Raw genomic sequence first — 20,675 nt, 5'->3', positions numbered from 1 at the left:
CTCCTTACGCTGCGTCGGCCGCAGGAGCCACCTGCGTACCCTGCTTCTTGCGATAGTCCTCCACGGCAGCCTTGATGGCGTCCTCCGCCAGGATGGAGCAGTGGATCTTCACAGGCGGCAGCGCCAGTTCCTCCGCAATCGCGGTGTTCTTGATCTCCAGCGCCTGATCCAGCGTCTTGCCCTTGACCCATTCGGTCACCAGCGAACTGGATGCAATGGCCGAGCCGCAGCCATAGGTCTTGAACTTTGCGTCCTCGATCACGCCATCCGGACCGACCTTGATCTGCAGCTTCATCACGTCGCCGCATGCCGGCGCACCGACCATGCCGGTACCGACCCCATCGTCCTCCTTGCCGAAGGACCCCACATTGCGCGGGTTTTCGTAGTGATCGAGCAGTTTGTCGCTGTATGCCATGTCTTTCTCCTTGTCTTCCTGCCTGTCGCCGCGCCTCGCGGCGACAGCATGCCGGTGATGGAACCCCGCGTCCCCGGCAACGCGTCCCCCGGGGAAATGCCCGGGTGAAGCGGCTTCAGTGATGCGCCCTCAGTGATGCGCCCACTGCACCGTGCTCAGATCCACACCCTCCTTCACCATTTCCCACAGCGGCGACAGTTCGCGCAGCTTGCCGATCTTGCGATGAAGCAGATCGATGGTGAAGTCGACTTCCTCTTCGGTCGTGAAACGTCCGATCGAGAAGCGGATCGAGCTGTGCGCCAGTTCGTCATCGCGACCGAGGGCACGCAACACGTAGGACGGTTCCAGACTGGCCGACGTACAGGCCGAGCCGGACGACACAGCCACTTCCTTGATCGCCATGATGAGCGACTCGCCTTCGACATAGGCGAAGCTGATGTTCAGGTTGTGCGGCACGCGTGCCTCCATGTCGCCATTGACATAGGTGGCCTCGATATCGGTCAGCCCCTTCATCAGGCGATCACGCAACATGCGGATGCGTTCGTTCTCGGCACCCATCTCCTCGCGCGCGATGCGGAAGGCTTCACCCATGCCCACGATCTGATGGGTGGCCAGGGTGCCGGAACGCAGTCCGCGCTCATGTCCGCCCCCGTGCATCTGAGCCTCCAGGCGGATACGCGGCTTGCGGCGCACGTACAGCGCGCCGATTCCCTTGGGCCCGTAAGTCTTGTGCGCCGAGAAGGACATCAGATCCACCTTCAGCCTGTCCAGATCGATCTCGACCTTGCCGGTGGCCTGCGCCGCATCGACATGGAACACGATGCCCTTCTCACGGCAGATCTCGCCGATCTCGGCGATCGGCTGGATGACGCCGATCTCGTTGTTGACGAACATGATGGACACCAGAACCGTGTCCGGGCGCAGTGCGGCGCGGAAAGCATCGAGATCGACCAGTCCGTTCTCCTGTGGATCGAGATAGGTGGCTTCGAAGCCCTCGCGCTCCAGTTCGCGGAAGGTGTCCAGCACCGCCTTGTGCTCGGTACGCACGGTGATGATGTGCTTGCCCTTGCCGGAATAGAAATGGGCCGCGCCCTTGATCGCCAGGTTGTTCGATTCGGTTGCGCCCGAAGTCCAGACGATTTCCTTCGGATCGGCATTCACCAGCCTGGCGACCTGCTCGCGCGCCTCTTCCACCGCCGCCTCGGCTTCCCAGCCATAGGCGTGGCTGCGCGACGCGGGATTGCCGAAGTGCTCGGTCAGCCAGGGAATCATCCTGGCCGCGACGCGCGGATCGACCGGCGTGGTCGCCGAATAGTCGAGATAGATCGGAAATTTCAGCATGTCATCAACTCCGTTGGACTTCGTCACGCCACGGCCATCGCCTGCAGGCCGCGAAGCTCTTCCGCCACCCGCGCCAGCGCGCCGCAAAAATCTTCCACATCCTGCGAGCGCGTCGTCCTGCCCACGCTCACCCTGATCGCACCGCGCGCGAGCTCCGGCGCCACACCCATCGCGGTCAGCGTACGCGACGGTTCGGGCGATGCACTGGAACAGGCCGAACCGCTGGCCACCGCGAAACCGGCGCGATCCAGCTTGCCGACCAGGGTTTCGCCTTCGATGCCGGGCAGCGCGAAATAGCAGGTATTGGGCAGGCGGGCCGCCGCCTCGCCGAACACGATGCCGCCGAGCGCCGCCACACAGGCCTCGATGCGCGCCCGCGCCGCGTTCATCGCCTCGCGTCCGGCCGGCAGCGACGCGATCGCGTGCTCGCAGGCCACTCCGAATCCAACGATGGCCGCGATGTTCTCGCTACCCGAACGCAAACCGCGTTCATGTCCGCCACCCGCGATCAGCGGCTCAATGTCGACCCGCTTGTCGACGATCAATGCGCCGGCGCCCTGCGGGCCGCCGATCTTGTGCGCCGACAGCGTCATCGCCGCCACGCCGAGCGCCCGGAAATCCAGCGGCAGCTTGCCCAGCATCTGCACCGCGTCGGTATGCATCCACGCGCCCTGCCGCCTGGCCGCGTCGGCAAACGCCGCGATGTCCTGTAACACCCCTGTTTCGTTGTTGGCCGCCATCACCGACACCAGGGAAGCGTGCGGATGCAATGCGTCCACCCGGGCACGACCGGCCACGTCAACCCGGATGTCCTCGAGTATCCAGCCGCGGCGCACGAGCTGACGCGCCGGTTCCCGCACGCAGGGGTGCTCGATCGCACTGACCGCGATCACACCAGGTTTCATGCGCTCCGCGGCACCCTTGATGAACAGGTTGTTGGCTTCCGATCCACCACTGGTGAATACCACCTCGGTCGGATGCGCCCCCACGGCCGCCGCGACCTGCGCACGCGCCTCGTCGATCGCGCGTCGCGCCGCACGGCCATACTCGTGACGGCTGGATGCGTTGCCGAAGCGCTCACCCAGCCACGGCTGCATGGCGTCGCGCACCGATTCGAGCAGCGGTGCGCTGGCGTTGTGATCGAGATAGACCGGTGCAAACATGATCAGGCCTGCGCGGCGATGACCTCGCTGCTGCCGCACGCCCGCGCCGCGGTCGCATCGTGCAGCACCACCTTCTGGCTGGAACAGGCGCGCTGCTTCTGGACCAGATCGTGCAGATTGATGGAATCGAGGTAGTCATACATGTGGCGACTCAGATCGGACCACAGGTCGTGAGTCATGCAGCGGTGCTCGTCGTGGCAGTTCTCCTTGCCGCCGCATTGCGTCGCGTCGAGCGGTTCGTCCACCGCGAGGATGATCTGGGCGACCGAGATGGCGCGCGCATCCCGCGCCAGGCAGTAGCCACCGCCGGGGCCGCGCACGCTGGCCACCAGTTCCTGCCGGCGCAGCTTGCCGAACAACTGTTCCAGATAGGACAGGCTGATGCCCTGGCGCTCGGCCACGCCGGACAGGGTGACCGGCCCGCGGTCCTGCCGCAGGGCGAGGTCGAGCATGGCGGTGACGGCAAAACGGCCTTTGGTGGTCAGTCTCATGGGGTACTCCCGCTGTCGTTCGCGGCGCACATCGCGGTCATGCGAGGCGCAGCGTCGATCGGGCAATTCCCGATCATTTCAGTCGACTTTAAGATTCCCGACAAGTTCAGTCAACAATTCGGACGTATCTTGCCGAGATCGACATGGGCGTGATCGGCGACCTCTTCCTTCGCCTCGTCGTCGAGCTGGATGCCGGCGCGCTCCAGCCGGCGCAGCAGGCATTCCAGCCGACGGTCGGTTTCCAGCGCGTGATCGACCAGTGCGGTCAGTGCCTTGGAGGTCGGGTCTTCCATGTCGCGTGTCACCCCGTAGGCGGTGAAGCCGGCCTGTTCGGCACGACGGCGCCGTTCCTCGTCGGCACCGGCCTCGATCACGCGGGCCGGATTGCCGACCGCCGTCGCCCCCGCAGGCACCGGTTTCACCACCACTGCGCACGATCCGATCTTGGCACCGTCGCCCACCTCGAAACCGCCCAGCACCTGCGCGCCGGCGCCGACGACCACACCGCGCCCCAGCGTGGGATGACGCTTGGCACCGCGATACAGCGAGGTGCCGCCCAGCGTGACGCCCTGGTAGATCGTGCACTCGTCGCCGACAACCGCGGTTTCTCCGATCACCACCCCCATGCCGTGGTCGATGAACACCCGCCGTCCCATGGTCGCACCGGGATGGATTTCGATGCCGGTCAGCAGGCGGCCGATGTGCGAAGTGAACCGGCCCAGCCACAGGAAACCGCGTCGCCAGCAGGCATTGGCGATGCGATGGATGAACAGCGCATGGATGCCCGGGTAACAGGTCAGCACCTCGAAGGCGGAGCGTGCGGCCGGATCGCGGTCGCGCACACTGGCGACGTCTTCGCGCAGGCGTTGGAACATCTTGTGTCCTTGTGGGAAACCGGCAGCGTCGCCGGGAAATCGAAACCCGAGAATTTTAGTCGGATTTTGTGCACCTGCGAAGGGCGATACCGGCAGCTCAGTCGCCGCCGCGCGGCTTGCGGCCGCCAATGGCCTTCAGCGCCCCCATCAAAAGGTGCAGTTCCTCGGTCTCGACCCCGGCACGCCCGAACAGCCGCCGCAGGCGCGGCATGGCACGTCCCGGATTGACCCGGTCGAGAAAGCCGGATTCCGCCATCAGATCCTCGAACAAGCGATACAGGCTTTCCAGTCCTTCATGCGGCGCCAGTTCGGGCACCGGGCCGGTCGGCGGCAGCGCGCCGGCGACCGCCATGCGCAATTCGTGGCACATGATCTGCGCGGCCGCGGCGACATTCAGCGAACGGTAGTTGTCGCTGGTCGAAATGGTGACCGGCACTGAGCACATGGCCACCTCCTCGTTGGTGAGACCGGAGCTTTCGGTACCGAAGACCAGCGCCACCTCGGCGCTGCCGGCGCCCGCAGTGCCTGCCAGCAGGGTGGCCAGTTCGACCGCCGCCGCCCGCACATCGCGCACCGGCAGCGACATTTCTCGCCTGCGCGCGGTCAGCGCGGCCTGTGCCACGGTGCCGGCGAGTGCCGCCTGCAGGCTGTCCACCACGATGGCGCCATCGAGCACGTCGGTCGCGCCCGAACTCATGGCGACCGCATCCTCATGCGGAAACACCTTGGGATTGACCAGGTAGAGCCGCGACAGGCCCATCACCTTCATCGCGCGGGCACAGGCCCCGATATTCCCGGGGTGCGTGGTGTGGGACATGACCACGCGCACGCGGTCCAGCGAAGCGAAGGTATTCATCGGCTTACCTCGTCCGGCGCGGGTGATGACACGGTCGGACGCGCGATCCGACAGGGCATACGGCCGGCAGGCGCAGCCGGCGACTTTTCCCGGAAAGCCGGGCCATCAACTGAGGTGTTCGGGTTCATATTAGAATGCAGGGTTTTCCTGCCGGGACGCGGGCATCACGCACCGCTCACAGACACATGCATCCGACGCTTACCACCGCCGTCAAGGCTGCCCGCCGCGCGGGCCAGATCATTACCCGCGCCAGTGAGGACGTGGACCTGCTGAAGGTCAGCAGCAAGCGCCAGAACGATTTCGTGACCGAGGTGGACCGCGCGGCAGAGGATGCCATTATCGGCATCCTGCGCGAAGCCTATCCGGACCACTCGATTCTAGCCGAGGAAAGCGGTGAATCCGGCGCTCAATCCGATTACCGCTGGATCATCGATCCGCTCGATGGCACAACGAATTTCATCCATGGCATGCCGCAATTCGCCGTGTCGATCGCGCTGGAACATCGCGGCCAGATGCAATCCGCCGTGGTATTCGATCCGCTGCGCAATGAAATGTTTACCGCCAGCCGCGGCCGCGGCGCCTTCCTGAACGACCGCCGCATCCGCGTATCGCGCCGGGCCAAACTGGCCGACGCGCTGATCGGCACCGGCTTTCCCTACCGCGTGTGGGACCATGTCGATGCCTATCTCGGCATGTTCAAGGACCTGATGCAGAAGACCTCGGGCCTGCGCCGCCCGGGCGCGGCCGCGCTTGACCTCGCCTATGTCGCGAGCGGCCGCTTCGACGGCTTCTTCGAGATCGGGCTGTCCCCTTGGGACATCGCCGCCGGCGGCCTGCTGGTGACCGAAGCCGGCGGTCTGGTCGGCAACCTGATCGGGGAAACCGGCTATCTGGAAAGCGGCAATCTGGTGGCGGCCACGCCGCGCCTCTTTCCGGCCATGCTGGCCGCGATCGAGCCCCATCTTACCGATGCGCTGCGGGGCGTGGCTGGCTGATGTTCAGGGGCCGGCATGCTCGCGGCCCCGGCAAAGAGTGTCGATGAATTCCGGCCGCGAGAAGTAATAGCCTTGTGCGACCCCGATCTGGGTATGGGTCCTGAGGTAGTCGAGTTCCTCTATCGTCTCCACGCCTTCGGCCACCATGACCACGCCGAGCGCCGAGCAGAGCGACTCTATGGCGCGCAGGATGCCCTGACTGCGCGGGCGCTCGTGTATCGCATGTACGAAAGCCCGGTCCACCTTCACTTCGTCCGCGGTGATGTCGGCCAGCGTGGACAGCGATGAATAGCCGGATCCGAAGTCGTCTATCGACACCCTTACACCCAGTTCCCTCAAGGCGGGCAGCACCTGGCGCTGGAAGCGCTGGGTAGCGACCAGGGCATCCTCGGTCAGTTCGAGTATCAGGCTGGGGGCCACACCGCTGTCGGCAATTGCCGCGATGAGCATTTCCATGAACGCTGTGTCGCCGGCCTGACGCGCGCCGATGTTTACGCTGACCGTGACGTCACGGCCGTGGCGTGCCTGCAGACGCCGGATGTCACGGCAGGCATCGGCGAGCGCGAAACGCGTGATGTCGTCGAGCAGGCCCAGTTCGGTGGCCAGTTCGATGAAGCTGCCCGGCATGCGGACCGAGCCATCGGCTTCTATCCAGCGTATCAATGCCTCGAACCCCACTATCCGGCCAGACCTCATGTCCACCTTGGGCTGATAGGCGCAACGGAAAGCGTGATCGCGGATGGCATTGCGCAGTCTCTGTTCCAGTTCCATGCGCGCGGTGAGCGCTGCTCCCATGGACGCGTCGAAATAGGCCGCGCTGCCCTTGCGCTCGCTCTTTGCGCGGTACATGGCGCTGTCCGCGCAGCGACGCAGCGCCTCGTAGTGGGTACCGTGCAGAGGAAAGATGCTGGCGCCGACCGACGCCGAGGTCAGCACTTCATAACCTTCGATCGTGAACGGCTGCTTGATGGCCGCGACCACGCGGTCTATCACCGGCGGCAGATCCTCCTGCCGTTCCAGCGGATTGATGAGCAGCAGGAATTCGTCGCCGCTGATGCGGGCAAGGGTGTCCGACGAGCGCATGCTGTTCGATACGCGACGCGCCACTTCCATCAGCAGCGCATCGCCGATGGCATGACTGTAGTAGTCGTTGACCTGCTTGAAATTGTCCAGATCGATGAAGGCCAGCGCGAACATGCCGCCGCGCTCGTGGGAACGCAGCGCGGCGTCGACCATTTCCTGCATCAGGGCGCGATTGGGCAATCCTGTCATCGGGTCGTGGAAGGCGAGATGCGACAGTTCATCCTCGAAACGCTTGCGTTCCGTGATGTCCAGCGACGTCGTGAGCAACAGTCTTTCGTCGAAGATGCGCACCGGCTTGTAGGAAGACAGCAAAGTCACTTCGTCGCTGCCCACCAGCACCGTGCGTTCCTCGCTGCCCGGCCGGTCGGAATGCAGGCGCACCTGATCGGCCACGCGCATCGTCTCCGCCTCTTCGCGCGCCAGCAAGGCATAGGGCTGCCGACCGCGCAGCGCCGAGGCGGGCAGCGACCACGGCGCGGCAGCGGCATCATTCACCAGCACGAAACGTCCGTTCTCGTCCTGGACCGTGACGCCCACCGGCAGCAGATTGACGATCTCGTTCAGCAGATCGGCATTGCGCTTGGCGCTGAGTTCGCTCAGCCGGAGTCGCTCGGTCAGCGCCTGCAGGCGGTTTCTTTCGGTCTCGCCCTGCGAGGCCTCGCGCGCCGCCATGGCATGCGAGGCGAGCAGCGAGAACTTGCGCGCAAGGGCCACGTGCGTGCGGTCGAAGCCGGCATCGCCAGGTGCGCGCAGCAACACCAGAATGCCGCGTCGCCGACGCATCCGCAGCGGCACATACAGCGCCGACTGCGCGGCGCAAAGGCCGAGTCGACCGGCACCCCGCCACTCCGGCAGCGCGTCGTTGGCGAAGGTGGCGATCACCTTGCCATCCATCACCTTGCGGAAAAAATCGCCGACCGGCCAGCGCGAACCGACGAGTCGTACAGGTTCGGCCACGACGGCTTCGAGAAGGCCGTCCGACCCTTCCGCCAGAGCGAGCGCCTGCGAGAACACGAAGGTCTTGTGCAGCGCATTGAACACACAGGCGAAGGCATCATCCGCCGCCCCGTCGCCAAGCAGGGTATCGAGCGCCTGCAGAAGCTGATTGACATGGTCATGCGCGACGCGCAGAGCTTCGTGCTGCCGCTGCAGCGAGTGAAGCGCCTCGCGCAGCACTTCCGCGCTTTCTATCGAGCCCGGATCGGGCGGACACACGGGTTCGACCATGATTCAGTGCGCAAACGCGACCGCGGAAATCATCAGATTGCCATGTACGTTGCACTGGCTCAGTTGCCCCTGTTCGCCGAAGGTGAAGCAGCCGATGAAGGGACGATTCTGCATCCGGGCCGCGACCGTTGCGGCAACCTCGTCGAGTGACTCGCCGACGGCCAGCTTGCAGCCGGCGCAGTACACCATGACGCAGCCGGCCAGCGTGCCGCCGTCAAGCGCGCGATGCGCGAGGTCGGCCGCCCTGCCCGCGCGCTCGACCAGTCGCCGGCGCTCGCCCTTCATCGCGAACACGCGGCTGCCGACGCTCACTTCGCAGAAGGTGGTGAGCGAGCCCGACGCGGAGACCGATTCCGGGTGAACCAGAAGGTAGTGGGTGACGCCCTCCACGCGTCCGGCATCGACCGCGATCGGGCACATGGTGGTGGCCGCCAGTATCGTTCCGCCATCGCGCATGATGTGCGGCGGGATCACCTCGCCGGTCCATTCGCGATACACCTCTGCCGCCGGCCTGTCATCGATGGCGAGCAATTCTCGCCCCGTGGTGGCGGTGACCGTCCCGCTTTCGCCGGAAGGGTGATACGCAACACGGGTGACGACGCCATTCGGTCCGGCAGGCTCGTAGCCTCCCTGGAAGGCGCATCCTGCGCCGGCAGACGGAAACAGGACACAGACCACCATGCCGTCGCGCCAGACCCCTTCCGGGCCGAGCTGACGCCACTGCCCGCTCACATCGTCGTCGGCGGACGATCCGCCCACGATGGCGCAACGATCGCCCACCACGCGGCGCAGCCCCATCATGGTCTGCTCCTCCCGACCGGGCTGCTGGTAGATCCAGATCACCTCCGGCAGTTGCCCGGCGCAGCCGCAGCTTGCAAGCGCCTGGCCGAGCAGTGCTTCGGCTGTGGCGGCAGCATCCTCGCCGAGTGGGCCGGACGCGGCACCGTACTCCCCCGACTCATCGTCCACGAGCAGCAGCCCGATGGAATTGCTGTCCCAGACACCCGAATCGGTCATGAAACCGCCGCAGGAGGTCCCGCCGATGATGGCAACGCCCGGAAAGCGGGCGCTCAGCCAGCGATGGATGTGCGCATCGTCGTGTCTCTGTCCGTAGAACACGAAGACGCATGACGCGCGCGCACCGGCGATCTGTGTTTCGATCGCTGCAAGCGCTCGAGCGGTATCCGTGTCGGAAGCCGCAGCAGTCTGCATGGTTGTCATCGTCGTCCCGTCTGCGCATCGCGAAGCGCGCACCATCCAGTGGAAATGCCCGGCAAGGCCGGATTTCCGTCACAAGGTCGCGCTGTCCGCGGTGCGCAGCGGCGCGCCCTTCCGGGGCGTATCACAACCGGTGTTGGCCTTGTATCAGCCCGGAAAGAGCGGCGGGCAAGGCGGCGCGATGCCATACGGACCACTGTCCGCGCCGGGTGCGCAAAGGCTTGTCGATCGTGAAGACGCTCCGGGAAGAGGTATCGTCAGATCGAGGCGGATGCTTGAATGCCCCGGCACGACACCGGGCGGCGGCGATGTGCGCGGAACACCGTTTCCGGCGGCTCGCCCCGCGCCGTGCCGCAATACCGCCTGTCCCATCCGCAACCGCCGATCGACCCGATTTTCCGCGTCAGTGACTGAAGCGGGACACCACGCGATTGAGGTCCCCGGCGACCAGAGTCAGCTCGCCGGTGGCGGTGGCGGTCGCCTGCATGCCTTCGCTGGTCGCTTCCACCATCTGGGCCACCTGTTCGATCTGGCCGGCCAGATTGGTACTTGCGATTCCCTGCTCGCGCGTTGAATTGGCCACTTCGGCAACCAGGGCACGCGCCTGACTCGCCGTTTCGGCAATGCGTTGCAGCATTCCAGCCGACTGTTCCGCAGCATCCACACTGAGGCGCGCCCGTTCGGACGCAGCATTCATGGCGCCGGCAGCGGCCTCGGTTTCGGCACGGATGGCGGTGACCGTCTGGCCGATCTGCAGCGTAGCCTGCGCGGTGCGTTCGGCCAGCTTGCGCACCTCGTCCGCCACCACCGCGAAGCCGCGACCCTGCTCGCCGGCGCGCGCCGCCTCGATCGCGGCATTGAGTGCCAGCAGATTGGTCTGTGCGGCGATGTCGTTGATGGCGGTGGCGATGCCGCCCACCTCGTTGGCCCGGGCGCTCAGGGTGGAGATGCGCTCGCCCGCCTGCACCACCGCATCGGCAAGCCCGCGCATTTCGGTCGCCGCCTGATGCACCTGACGCTGACCTTCCACGGCCAGCTCCGATGACGCAACAGACCGGTTCTCGGTTTCGCCGGCATTGTCGGAAATATGGGTGATGCTGACCGTCAGCTCCTCCATCGCGGCAGCCATGGACTGCGTCGAATCGGTCTGCTGCTGTGCCGACCCGGCCACCCTGCGCGACGTCGCGCTGATGTCCGCCGAAGCGCTGCCGACCTTGCGCGCGCCTTCGCTGATCTCCGCCACGGCCGAGCGAAGACGCACGATCAGCTCACCCAGCTCGGCCATCATGCTCCCTGCCGGCGCATTGCCCACCTCGGTGCGCAGATCGCCTTCGGCCACCTTCTTCATCGCCTTGACCGCGGCGGCCGGTTCGCCCCCGACCTGCCGCATGACCGATCGCCCGATGGCAAGTACCAGCGCAAGCACAAGGCCCGCCAGCAGGGCGACGACGGACAGGCTGAGCGCCAGATCCTTGCGGAAGGCCGCCTCGACATCGTCTACATAAAGCCCGGTACCGACGACCCAGTTCCAGGCAGGCACCGGCGCAACGAACGCAAGCTTGCGGACCGCTTCGGTCTCGCCGGGGCGCGGAAAGTGATAGTCGACGAAGCCGCCTCCGGCCATGCCGGTCTTCACGATCGCGGCGATGAGCGGCTTGCCGAGCTTGTCCTTTTCGTCGATGAAGGACTTGCCCTCGCGTTCCGGCTTGGGCGGGTGGAGCACGCTCACACCGTCGTTGCGGTAGATGAAAAAGTATTCGCGCTGCTGGAAGCGCACGTCGCGCAATGCCTCGCGCGCCTGGACCTGCGCCTGCTCGCGGCTGAGCACGCCGTCCTTCTCCAGCTTTTCGTAATGGCCGATCTGGGTGCGCACAGACTCGACCAGGGCCTGCAGCAACTGCATGCGCTGGTCGTGGGCGGCGCTGCGCATTTCCAGTGCACCCCAGATTCCGATCATGAGCATGCCGGCAAGCGCAGTCAGTGCAACCGCCAGCATCTTGTTTTTCAAGGTCCAGGTTCCGAACATGGTGGCACCATTTAGTTTTTTGGAATCAACCATGTATATCGTCAGGAAATACTCCCGACTTGAATGACGAGGGCGTGCGCGCGCCCCCCTTACCCCGTCTGCAGAGCGGGCTGGATACAATTGCGGCCCCAGTCCGCGAACCGGAAGCTCGGCCGGACTCCGCCCGCATCTACGCAATCCATGGAAAACAAAGACCTTTCCGGCCACACGCCGATGATGCAGCAGTATCTCGGCTTCAAAAGACAGTACCCCGAGCTGCTGCTGTTCTACCGGATGGGCGACTTCTACGAACTGTTCTTCGACGACGCGATACGCGTCGCGCGGCTGCTCGACATCACGCAGACCCATCGCGGCCAGTCGGCCGGCCAGCCGATACCGATGGCCGGCGTGCCCTTCCACGCGGTGGAGCAATATCTCGCCCGGCTGGTGAAGATGGGCGAATCGGTCGTGATCGTCGAACAGATCGGCGATCCGGCCACCTCGAAGGGTCCGGTCGAGCGCGCGGTGTCGCGCATCGTCACGCCCGGCACGCTGACCGACGCCAGCCTGCTCGACGAGCGCGCGGATTCGCTGCTGATGGCGCTGCACATCGAGCGCGCCCGCGCCGGTGTGGCCTGGCTCAATCTGGCCAGCGGCGAACTGAAACTGACCGAGGTGGCGACGAATGTACTGCCCTCGCTGCTCGACCGGCTGCGTCCGGCGGAACTGCTGGTGGCCGATGCCGACCACGCGCCGGACGGCCCGTGGGCGATCACGCCACGCAGCGCCTGGCAGTTCGATGCCGCCGAAGCCACACGACTGCTGACCACGCATTTCGGCAGCCGCGACCTGTCGGCATTCGACGTCGCCGACGTTCCGATCGCACTCGCCGCCTGCGGCGCGCTGTTCAGCTATGCACAGGCGACGCAGCAACGCGCGCTGGCTCACGTCACCACGCTGGCGGTCGAGCACGACGCGAACTGGCTGCGCATGGACGCGGCCACCCGGCGCAATCTCGAGCTGACCGAAACCCTGCGCGGCGAAGCGGCGCCCACGCTGCTGTCGCTGCTCGACACCTGCGCCACCTCGATGGGCTCGCGCTGGCTGCGCCGCGCGCTGCACCACCCGCTGCGCGAGCGCGCGCGGGCCGACGCGCGTCAGCAAGCTGTGGCCGCGCTGCGCGACACCGACCGCGCCGACCTTGTACACGACGCGCTGCGCGGCATCGCCGACATCGAGCGCATCGCCGCCCGCATCGCGCTGCGCACCGCACGGCCGCGTGACCTGTCCAGCCTGCGCGATTCACTGGCGAAGCTGCCGGCCATCGCCGAGGCGATTCCGCAGGACCGGGACCTGCTCGACCAGGCGCGCGCGACGCTGGCGCAGCCGCTGGCGGCCAGCGACCTGCTCGACCGCGCCATCATGGACGAACCGGCCGCGCAGTTGCGCGACGGTCGCGTCATCCGTGCCGGTTTCGATGCCGAACTGGACGAACTGCGCGGCCTGCAGGACAACTGCGGCGAATTCCTGCTGGCGCTGGAAGCGCGCGAACGCGAGCGCACCGGCATCGCCAACCTGAAGGTCGAATACAACCGGGTGCATGGCTTCTACATCGAAGTCACCCATGCCAATGCGGACCGGGTGCCGGACGATTATCGCCGGCGGCAGACGCTGAAGAATGCCGAGCGCTACATCACGCCGGAGCTGAAGGCCTTCGAGGATCGCGCGCTGTCGGCGGCCGATCGCGCAACATCGCGCGAAAGGATGCTGTACGAACAGGTGCTCGACGCACTGGCGCCGGAACTGCCGCAACTGGGCGACATCGCACGCGCGCTGTCCGGACTGGATGGCCTGATCGCGTTTGCGCGCGCCGCCCAGCGCCACGACTACTGCCGGCCGCAGTTCGTGGACGAGCCGGAAATCACGATAGAGCGCGGCCGCCATCCGGTGGTCGAACAGCAGGTCGACAACTTCATCGCCAATGACACGGTGATGCACGATGCGCGCCGCATGCTGCTCATCACCGGCCCCAACATGGGCGGCAAGTCGACCTATATGCGACAGGTCGCCCTGATCGCACTGATGGCGCACTGCGGCTGCCCGGTACCGGCGCGGGCGGTGCGGCTGGGGCCGCTGGATGCCATCCACACCCGCATCGGTGCGTCCGACGACCTGGCGTCCGGACGCTCGACCTTCATGGTCGAAATGACCGAGGCCGCCAGCATCCTGCATGGCGCGACCGAACGCAGCCTGGTGCTGATGGACGAGATCGGACGCGGCACCTCCACCTTCGATGGCGTCGCGCTGGCGCAGTCCATCGCGCGTCACCTGCTCGTGCGCAACCGGAGCTGGACACTGTTCGCCACCCACTATTTCGAACTGACCCAGCTCGGCGCAAGCCATCCGACCTGCGCCAACATGCATCTGGACGCGGTCGAGCACGGCAACCGCATCGTGTTCCTGCATGCGATAGAAGAAGGACCGGCGTCGCAGTCCTACGGCATCGAGGTGGCCGCGCTGGCCGGCGTGCCGGGCAGCGTCATCCGCGACGCCCGGCGCGCCCTGCAGCAGCTCGAAGCGAGCCGCGTGAATGCCGGGCCGCAGGCCGATCTGTTCGCGCCACCGCCACCGCCACCCGAACCGCCGTCGCATGCGGCGGTCGATGCACTCACGGCGCTCGATCCGGACGGCATGAGTCCGCGCGAAGCGCTGGAAGCGCTGTATGCGCTGAAGAAGCTGGTGCAGTCGTGAGCGTGCGCGCCGGATGGCGACGCGAAAACCGTTTCACCGGAAGGAAACTGTCATGGCACACGCCATCATCTGGATCATCGTCGCCCTCATACTCGGCATCTGGACCTTGCTCGCATGGACTGCCGATGCCGTACTGACGTGGCCGGGCTGGAGCACGCAATCGCTGGCGGAGTGGCCACTGTGGCTGGACAGCCTGCAAGCGCCGACATGGCTTGCGCCATGGATACCCCAGATGTGGCTGGACGAAACGCGCGCCTGGCTGCTCGATGCCAGCCCGGAGATCGAAGCCGCGCTGAAATCGCTGCCTGACCTGCGCGGCCTGTTCGGTGTCATCGTCTGGACGGCATGGACGATAGGCGCCGGCATGCTGTTGCTGATGGGCATCGCCGGCAGCGCGCTGGTGAAAATGTTCGGCCGCAAGTCCGCCGCCGCGCGCCGGTGACCGACCTGCGCACCCCACAAGCCGCCGTTATGGTCGAGCGGCACGGCCGCTCGACCTGCACACTCAGGCCGGCAGCAGCTTGCGGTTGCCCGCGCCCGGCAGCACCTTGAGCGCCGGGCCCTGCTGCAGTACATAGCTGCGGCTCTTCACCGTGCTCACATAGCGCCATTCCGCGCGGCAGGCATCCGGCGTCGCCGTCACCAGCATGAAGCCGCGACGGGCGGTATCGGCGTACTGCAGCGGGCCGATGATCTGGGTCAGGCCGGCGGCCACCGCGGCCGGGCTTTCGCTCGGGAAATACTCTTCCAGACCCGGCGAACTGACCGCCGGCGTCGCGAATTCCACGCCGACCGCGCGACCGGCGAAATCGGCCAGATCGCTGGCCCACGCGTTGTGCGTATCGCCTGCCAGCACGACCAGGTTCTTGTCGAGCGCGCGCGCGGCACCCAGCACCTGTTCGCGCGCCACGGCATAGCCGTCCCAGGCATCCAGGTTGTACGGGATGGCCGGCTGCGCGAGGATGGCCTGTTCCTGTGCGGTCAGCGTGGCAGGCGCGGTCTGCGCCTTCACCACCAGCGCGCTGTAGGCGCTGAAGCCGATCTGGCCGAGCACCAGCGGCGCCGGAATGTTCATGCGGCCCATCAGCACCTGCTGTCCCAGCACATCCCACAAGGTGTCGGACTTCGCCAGTTGCACGCCGAGCCAGTCCTGCTGTTCCGCGCCGAGCAGGCTGCGGTTGGGGTCGGCCAGATCCCCTGCAAAGCGCGCCGTGTCGAAACCGCTCGCACCGAAGTAGTTCGCGTAATCCATCTGCTGATCGCGACCGATGATTCGCGTGTCGAGCATGTGCAGCGACAGCAGGTTGCCGAAGCGGAAGCTGCGGTAGATGCGGTCCGGACGCGACGGGTCGGACACGCGGGTCGGCATCCACTCGTGATAGGCACGGATGGCGGCGGCGCGACGGTCCGCGAAAGCGCCTTCCACGCCTTCGCTGTGGTTCTCGGCACCCTCGCGCCAGGCATCGTTCGCCACCTCGTGATCGTCCCATACCGCGATCACCGGCATCGCCGCATGCAGCGCCTGCAGGTCGGGGTCGGTGCGGTACTGGGCGTGACGGGTGCGATAGTCTTCCAGCGTCAGGATTTCGCCTTCCGGCTGCGACAGCCGGCCCATGGCCGCCGCGTCGCCCGAGGCGTAACCGCCGCGCGGATATTCGTAGATGTAGTCGCCCAGGTGGATGGCGGCGTGCACATCGAGCTTGGCCGCCTCGGCATACACATTGAAGTAACCGGCCGGATAGTTGGAACAGGAGAACACCGCGAGGCGGACCTGATCGATCGCACCGGCGGGCAGCGTGCGCGTGCGTCCGACCGGCGAGAGCTGGTTGTCGGCGCGGAAGCGGTAGAACAGGCGGGCCGCTGCCGGCAGACCCAGCACATCGGCCTTCACCGTGTAGTCGATGTCCTCGCCGGTGAGCACGCGTCCGCGCCGGATGATGCGGCTGAAGCGCTCGTCCAGCGCCACTTCCCACATGACCGCCATCATGCCGGCCCGGCTCGGCGACACACGGGTCCAGATGATGACGCGATCGGACAGCGGATCGCCGCTGGCCACACCGTGCTGGAACAGGCTGTCGCTCGCGGCCAGCGCACTGGCCGAGCGGACGACGGCGGAACCGGCCAGCGCGCCTGCGCCGACCGTACGCATGAAATCGCGACGGGAAAACACATTGCGGGACATCGGAACTCTCCGGCTTGAGGGGGCTGGCGCGCAGTGTGGGCAGTGCCGGTGACAGTCCGATGACGGAATCTTGAATGGATATGCGAAGAGGTGACACGTGCATGTCACACGGGCGGCCTATCGTCCGCGGCAATGCAACATGCCTTTCAGGAGTCCGCACCATGAAGATGAAGAAGATGCTGCTCGCCGCGCTGGCGGCTGCGGCGTTCGCCGCACCGGCGCACGCACTGCGTCTGGACAGCAGCGTGCTCAACGGCAATCTGATCGACACCTCGCTGAGCACGGACACGCTGTTCGCGCTCGACCTCACCCTGCAGAACAGCCTGCCGGTGAGCTTCGATTTCGTGATCGAAGCGGAAGATATCGCGCGCGGCAGCGTCGATGTGAATGGCGTGATCCGCGAAGTTGCCGGCCTGGGCATTGCCGGCGTGAGCTACTCCTTCAGTGGCGCCGCCTTCGAGCTGATCCCCGGTTCGCTGCGCGCCGCCACGGCCGATGGCGATCTGCTGACCGGAAACCTGTTCGGCCAGGGCAGGGTGACCGAGCTGTACATCGGCAATCCCTTCGTCGAGGACGGCCTGACCGACTGGACGCTGGTGTTCGCCAATGCGAGTGCCGGCGACCGCTTCAGCCTGAATCTGGCCATCACGCCCGCAGTGCCCGAACCGCGCGAATGGATGATGATGCTCGCCGGACTGGGCATGATCGGTGTCAGCGCCGCCCGTCGCATCTGGCGCTGAAGCTGCCGTCGTTTCTGCCGCGGCCTCGTCGCCGCGCGCGGACTTCGTCCGTCGCCGATCGCACGCTGCAACCGCCGGCCGCAAGGCCGAGCGGGGCAGCGCCTAGCCACGGCCCAGCCACTGTCTGAGCAGATCCTTCGCGGCGCGGCTGGCACGGGCGGCGGGCGCGATATGCGCCTGATCGAGCGGAGCCGCATCGAGCTTCACGCGGAACTTCATCAGCTCGTCACGGCGGAAGGCGTGCACCTTGAGTTCGTCGCCCGGCTGATGCCGCCTGAGCAGCGCGTCGAGCGAAGCATGGGTGACGCGCAGACCGTCCATCGCCACCAGCACGTCGCCGGCGGAAAGCCCGGCGCGTTGCGCCGGGCCGTGATCCAGAACCTGGGTCAGGCGGACTGCATCGCCATCGTTCGCCGTCCTGGCACCCAGCACAGGTGTCGGTGCGGCGGCTTCGAACGACAGTTCCAGACCGACGGATTTGAGCAACTCCTCGAGCGGCAGATCCTCGGTTCCTTCGGTCGCCTGCTCGAAGAAGCGCTTCAGCTTGAAGCCGCTGACGGCCTCTGCCGTGCGGCGTATGCCATCCTCCGGCACACCTGCTCCGGTCAGACCGAACTCGGTCCATAGCCGGCGCATCACGTCATCCAGCGATACCGCGCCGCGACTCTTGCCGCGCAATGTGAGATCGAGCGCGAGTGCCACCAGGGCGCCCTTGGTGTAATAGCTCACCACCGCGTTCGGTGCGTTCTCGTCCTGCCGGTAGTACTTGATCCAGGCGTCGAACGAGGACTCGGCGACGCTCTGCTTGAGCCGGCCGCTGCCGCGCATCACCTGAGTCACGGTCTTGCCGAGCAGCTTCAGGTAATCGTCCTGCGCGATCACGCCCGAGCGCACCAGCGCGAGGTCGTCGTAATACGACGTGAAGCCCTCGAAGGCCCACAGCAATCGCGTGTAGTTTTCTGTCGTCAGGTCGTACGGCACGAAGGCGGCCGGCTTGATGCGCTTCACATTCCATGAGTGGAAGTACTCGTGGCTGCACAGACCCAGGAAGCCCCGGTAGGCATCGCTCATCTGCGTCGCCCCGGGTGCCGGCAGATCGTTGCGCGAACACAGCAGCACGGTGCTCGAACGATGTTCCAGGCCGCCATAACCGTCGCCTACCGCCATGACGAGGAACAGATAGCGCTCGAATGGAGCGGGCTCTCCGAACAGGCGGATCTGCCATTCGCACACATGCTTGAGGTCCTCGCACAGTCGCGCGGCGTCCACGTCATGGCGACCGGTGATGGCGATTTCGTGCGGCACCCCGCAGGCCTTGAAGACATGCAGGGCAAATTCGCCCATCTCGACCGGATGATCGATCAGTTCGTCGTAACTGGCGGCGCGATACAGCCCGAAGCCATAGCGCCTGGCGCCCTGGCGCCCCGGCGCCTCGGGCAGCGTGGTGGCCACACGCCAGTCCTTGTATGCACGCCCCGATGGCGGCCGGATGTCGATGTCACAGCTTTCATCCTCGAAGCCGTGCACCTTCAGGAAAACGCTTGAGCCATTGAAGAAGCCGTGCGTGTTATCAAGGTGCGCGGCGCGTACCGAAAGATCCCAGGCGTAGACCTCGTAGCGCACGCGCAGCGGCCCTTCACACGGCTCGGCCTGCCAGGTGTGCTTGTCCAGCTTGGCCAGCGGCACCGCCTTGATGCCCGCGCGGGCCTCGATGCGCACGATGTGACGCGCGAACTCCCGGATCATGTAGCTGCCGGGAATCCATGCCGGCAATGACAGTTTCTGCCCTTCGTGAGCGGGCTGTGCAATGTCCAGTTCGACCTCGAACAGATGGGCCTCCGGATGAATCGGGGTGATGCGGTAGCGGACGGCGCTCATGACTGAGTTTTCTGGTTCGGTAACGATCCGATTTGAACACAGCGTCGCCCGCCGCGTCATCGAACGCGGCACGACGCCCGTCAGGTCCGCATAGTCCTACAGGCGGCGGCCGCACTGCCGACAGTGCATGCCGGGTCCGCTCTTTACAGTCCTGTCATGGCTGATCGCCATACTCGAACCCTGACGACAGGAGGATTGCCATGCACACATCGCCCCTCACCAGCCGCTTCATCCAGCCCGCGTTGCGCATCGCCGGCGTTACGGCTCTCGCACTTGCACTGTCCGCGTGCGGCGAATCCAGTGACAACGCGACGCTGGGCCAGAAGCTGGATTCGGCCATCGCCCAGACCGAGAAAAAGGCGGACGAACTGGGCCAGCGCGCCGAAAACACGCTTGACCATGCACAGACGCGCGCGGAATCCGCGCTCGACAGCGCGCAGGCGAGAGCGTCGGAGGCGGCGGCCGATGCGCGCAGCTCGGTCGAACAGGCCGCCGACAAGCTTGCCGAGCAGGTCGACGACGCCGCCATCACGGCCAATGTGAAAGCCCGTCTCGCGGGCGATCCGGAACTGAGTGCGCTGAAGATCGACGTCGATACGCAGGACGGCAAGGTGAAGCTGTCCGGACCGGCGCCGAGCGAAGCCGCGCGCGCACGCGCCGCCGAACTCGCTGCCTCGATCAAGGGCGTGGTCGGCATCGACAATCAGATCGTCGTTGCACAAAGCTGAGGCGTCCTCCCGTATCAGCCGCGACCTATATAATCGCGGCTGATACGAGGGTGCCATGACCAATAAAAGTACTGATCATCTTTTCGAAGCCAATCGTCGCTGGGCGGAACGCATGCGGGCTGACGACCCGCTGTTCTTCGAGCGTCTCGCGACGCTGCAGTCCCCTGAATACCTCTGGATAGGCTGTTCCGACAGCCGGGTACCGGCCAACCAGATCGTCGGCCTGATTCCGGGCGAGGTGTTCGTCCATCGCAACGTGGCCAATGTAGTCGTTCAGACCGACCTGAATTGCCTGTCGGTCATGCAGTACGCGGTCGACGTGCTGAAGGTGAAACACATCCTCATCGTCGGTCATTACGGCTGCGGCGGCGTACGGGCGGCCCTGCACGACATGCGTTTCGGCCTGATCGACAACTGGCTGCGCAACGTCCAGGACGTGCGGAACAAGCACCGCGCACTGCTGGATGCGGTCGTGGCGGATGAACTGCGCGAAGACCGGCTGTGCGAACTGAATGTGATCGAACAGGCAATGAATGTCTGTGAAACCACGGTGATCCGCGATGCCTGGGCGCGCGGCCAGGAGGTCCGGGTACACGGCTGGATCTATGGCCTCAAGGACGGCCTGGTGCGCAATCTGCAGATGGAAGCGGGCAGCGAATCGGAATTGCAGGATGCCTACGACGCCGCGTTGAACACTCTTGCCCGGGCGAGCTGACCCTCCCTGAAG

17 protein-coding genes are annotated in these 20,675 nt (G+C 65.8%); 6 read left to right on the top strand and 11 right to left on the bottom strand.

The window, feature by feature from the left end:
• Positions 1-4 precede the first annotated feature (4 nt).
• From iscU to A3Q7_RS0102365, 6 genes are all read right to left on the bottom strand, one after another.
• A complete protein-coding gene (gene iscU / locus A3Q7_RS0102390) occupies positions 5-415 on the bottom strand; it encodes a Fe-S cluster assembly scaffold IscU (RefSeq protein WP_018410255.1) in 411 nt (136 codons plus the stop codon).
• Positions 416-544: 129 nt separating this feature from the next.
• Positions 545-1,756, bottom strand: a complete 1,212-nt coding sequence (locus tag A3Q7_RS0102385; RefSeq protein WP_020565937.1) for an IscS subfamily cysteine desulfurase — start codon at positions 1,754-1,756, stop codon at positions 545-547.
• A gap of 23 nt (positions 1,757-1,779) precedes the next feature.
• Entirely contained in the window at positions 1,780-2,919 is a 1,140-nt protein-coding gene (locus tag A3Q7_RS0102380; RefSeq protein ID WP_018410252.1) for a cysteine desulfurase family protein, read from the bottom strand.
• A 2-nt stretch (positions 2,920-2,921) separates the two neighbouring features.
• Complete coding sequence (iscR, locus tag A3Q7_RS0102375) at positions 2,922-3,410, bottom strand: Fe-S cluster assembly transcriptional regulator IscR (protein ID WP_026224396.1); 489 nt, start codon at positions 3,408-3,410, stop codon at positions 2,922-2,924.
• A 110-nt stretch (positions 3,411-3,520) separates the two neighbouring features.
• A complete protein-coding gene (gene cysE, locus A3Q7_RS0102370; protein WP_018410250.1) occupies positions 3,521-4,285 on the bottom strand; it encodes a serine O-acetyltransferase in 765 nt (254 codons plus the stop codon).
• A gap of 97 nt (positions 4,286-4,382) precedes the next feature.
• The gene (locus tag A3Q7_RS0102365; RefSeq protein WP_018410249.1) at positions 4,383-5,141 is read right to left on the bottom strand and encodes an RNA methyltransferase; all 759 of its coding nucleotides are present in this window, start codon (positions 5,139-5,141) and stop codon (positions 4,383-4,385) included.
• A 185-nt stretch (positions 5,142-5,326) separates the two neighbouring features.
• Between A3Q7_RS0102365 and A3Q7_RS0102360 the strand changes: the two genes are divergently transcribed.
• Positions 5,327-6,136, top strand: coding sequence for an inositol monophosphatase family protein (locus A3Q7_RS0102360; RefSeq protein WP_018410248.1), 810 nt, complete (start codon positions 5,327-5,329; stop codon positions 6,134-6,136).
• 3 nt (positions 6,137-6,139) lie between these two features.
• Here the strand turns inward: A3Q7_RS0102360 and A3Q7_RS19275 are convergent, their stop codons facing one another.
• From A3Q7_RS19275 to A3Q7_RS0102345, 3 genes are all read right to left on the bottom strand, one after another.
• Complete coding sequence (locus A3Q7_RS19275) at positions 6,140-8,446, bottom strand: putative bifunctional diguanylate cyclase/phosphodiesterase (protein WP_018410247.1); 2,307 nt, start codon at positions 8,444-8,446, stop codon at positions 6,140-6,142.
• 3 nt (positions 8,447-8,449) lie between these two features.
• Positions 8,450-9,658, bottom strand: a complete 1,209-nt coding sequence (locus A3Q7_RS0102350; protein WP_018410246.1) for an FIST signal transduction protein — start codon at positions 9,656-9,658, stop codon at positions 8,450-8,452.
• A gap of 409 nt (positions 9,659-10,067) precedes the next feature.
• Entirely contained in the window at positions 10,068-11,672 is a 1,605-nt protein-coding gene (locus A3Q7_RS0102345; protein WP_232417781.1) for a methyl-accepting chemotaxis protein, read from the bottom strand.
• 198 nt (positions 11,673-11,870) lie between these two features.
• Between A3Q7_RS0102345 and mutS the strand changes: the two genes are divergently transcribed.
• The gene (gene mutS, locus A3Q7_RS0102340; protein ID WP_018410244.1) at positions 11,871-14,420 is read left to right on the top strand and encodes a DNA mismatch repair protein MutS; all 2,550 of its coding nucleotides are present in this window, start codon (positions 11,871-11,873) and stop codon (positions 14,418-14,420) included.
• 52 nt (positions 14,421-14,472) lie between these two features.
• Positions 14,473-14,862: a hypothetical protein gene (locus A3Q7_RS0102335; RefSeq protein WP_018410243.1), complete on the top strand. Its 390-nt coding sequence runs from the start codon at positions 14,473-14,475 to the stop codon at positions 14,860-14,862.
• A gap of 63 nt (positions 14,863-14,925) precedes the next feature.
• On the opposite strand, the gene A3Q7_RS0102330 is transcribed toward A3Q7_RS0102335, so the two are convergent.
• On the bottom strand, positions 14,926-16,602 hold the full coding sequence (locus A3Q7_RS0102330) for an alkaline phosphatase D family protein (RefSeq protein ID WP_018410242.1): 1,677 nt from the start codon (positions 16,600-16,602) through the stop codon (positions 14,926-14,928).
• Between the two features lie 161 nt (positions 16,603-16,763).
• Here A3Q7_RS0102330 and A3Q7_RS0102325 point away from each other — a divergent pair, with 161 nt between their 5' ends.
• A complete protein-coding gene (locus tag A3Q7_RS0102325; protein ID WP_018410241.1) occupies positions 16,764-17,342 on the top strand; it encodes a hypothetical protein in 579 nt (192 codons plus the stop codon).
• A 102-nt stretch (positions 17,343-17,444) separates the two neighbouring features.
• Here A3Q7_RS0102325 and A3Q7_RS0102320 read toward each other — a convergent pair whose 3' ends face one another.
• On the bottom strand, positions 17,445-19,220 hold the full coding sequence (locus A3Q7_RS0102320; RefSeq protein ID WP_018410240.1) for a M61 family metallopeptidase: 1,776 nt from the start codon (positions 19,218-19,220) through the stop codon (positions 17,445-17,447).
• A 200-nt stretch (positions 19,221-19,420) separates the two neighbouring features.
• Here A3Q7_RS0102320 and A3Q7_RS0102315 point away from each other — a divergent pair, with 200 nt between their 5' ends.
• Entirely contained in the window at positions 19,421-19,948 is a 528-nt protein-coding gene (locus A3Q7_RS0102315) for a BON domain-containing protein (RefSeq protein ID WP_018410239.1), read from the top strand.
• Positions 19,949-20,003: 55 nt separating this feature from the next.
• The gene (gene can, locus A3Q7_RS0102310) at positions 20,004-20,663 is read left to right on the top strand and encodes a carbonate dehydratase (protein ID WP_018410238.1); all 660 of its coding nucleotides are present in this window, start codon (positions 20,004-20,006) and stop codon (positions 20,661-20,663) included.
• The last annotated feature ends 12 nt before the right edge of the window (positions 20,664-20,675 follow it).

Origin of the sequence: Methyloversatilis thermotolerans (assembly GCF_000372885.1) — a bacterium.
In the GTDB taxonomy this organism is placed as follows: domain Bacteria; phylum Pseudomonadota; class Gammaproteobacteria; order Burkholderiales; family Rhodocyclaceae; genus Methyloversatilis; species Methyloversatilis thermotolerans.
Note: the sequence above shows the minus strand (reverse complement) of the source record. Positions and strands in the feature narration are given on the sequence as shown.

What these genes read in the sequence shown, in the direction of transcription:
- iscU (WP_018410255.1), bottom strand. Translation starts at nt 415, where the DNA reads ATGGCATACAGCGACAAACTGCTCGATCACTACGAAAACCCGCGCAAT.
- A3Q7_RS0102365 (WP_018410249.1), bottom strand. Translation starts at nt 5,141, where the DNA reads ATGAATACCTTCGCTTCGCTGGACCGCGTGCGCGTGGTCATGTCCCAC.
- A3Q7_RS0102335 (WP_018410243.1), top strand. Translation starts at nt 14,473, where the DNA reads ATGGCACACGCCATCATCTGGATCATCGTCGCCCTCATACTCGGCATC.
- A3Q7_RS0102315 (WP_018410239.1), top strand. Translation starts at nt 19,421, where the DNA reads ATGCACACATCGCCCCTCACCAGCCGCTTCATCCAGCCCGCGTTGCGC.
- A3Q7_RS0102350 (WP_018410246.1), bottom strand. Translation starts at nt 9,658, where the DNA reads ATGCAGACTGCTGCGGCTTCCGACACGGATACCGCTCGAGCGCTTGCA.
- mutS (WP_018410244.1), top strand. Translation starts at nt 11,871, where the DNA reads ATGGAAAACAAAGACCTTTCCGGCCACACGCCGATGATGCAGCAGTAT.
- A3Q7_RS0102320 (WP_018410240.1), bottom strand. Translation starts at nt 19,220, where the DNA reads ATGAGCGCCGTCCGCTACCGCATCACCCCGATTCATCCGGAGGCCCAT.
- A3Q7_RS0102360 (WP_018410248.1), top strand. Translation starts at nt 5,327, where the DNA reads ATGCATCCGACGCTTACCACCGCCGTCAAGGCTGCCCGCCGCGCGGGC.
- A3Q7_RS0102325 (WP_018410241.1), top strand. Translation starts at nt 16,764, where the DNA reads ATGAAGATGAAGAAGATGCTGCTCGCCGCGCTGGCGGCTGCGGCGTTC.
- A3Q7_RS19275 (WP_018410247.1), bottom strand. Translation starts at nt 8,446, where the DNA reads ATGGTCGAACCCGTGTGTCCGCCCGATCCGGGCTCGATAGAAAGCGCG.
- A3Q7_RS0102385 (WP_020565937.1), bottom strand. Translation starts at nt 1,756, where the DNA reads ATGCTGAAATTTCCGATCTATCTCGACTATTCGGCGACCACGCCGGTC.
- cysE (WP_018410250.1), bottom strand. Translation starts at nt 4,285, where the DNA reads ATGTTCCAACGCCTGCGCGAAGACGTCGCCAGTGTGCGCGACCGCGAT.
- iscR (WP_026224396.1), bottom strand. Translation starts at nt 3,410, where the DNA reads ATGAGACTGACCACCAAAGGCCGTTTTGCCGTCACCGCCATGCTCGAC.
- can (WP_018410238.1), top strand. Translation starts at nt 20,004, where the DNA reads ATGACCAATAAAAGTACTGATCATCTTTTCGAAGCCAATCGTCGCTGG.
- A3Q7_RS0102380 (WP_018410252.1), bottom strand. Translation starts at nt 2,919, where the DNA reads ATGTTTGCACCGGTCTATCTCGATCACAACGCCAGCGCACCGCTGCTC.
- A3Q7_RS0102330 (WP_018410242.1), bottom strand. Translation starts at nt 16,602, where the DNA reads ATGTCCCGCAATGTGTTTTCCCGTCGCGATTTCATGCGTACGGTCGGC.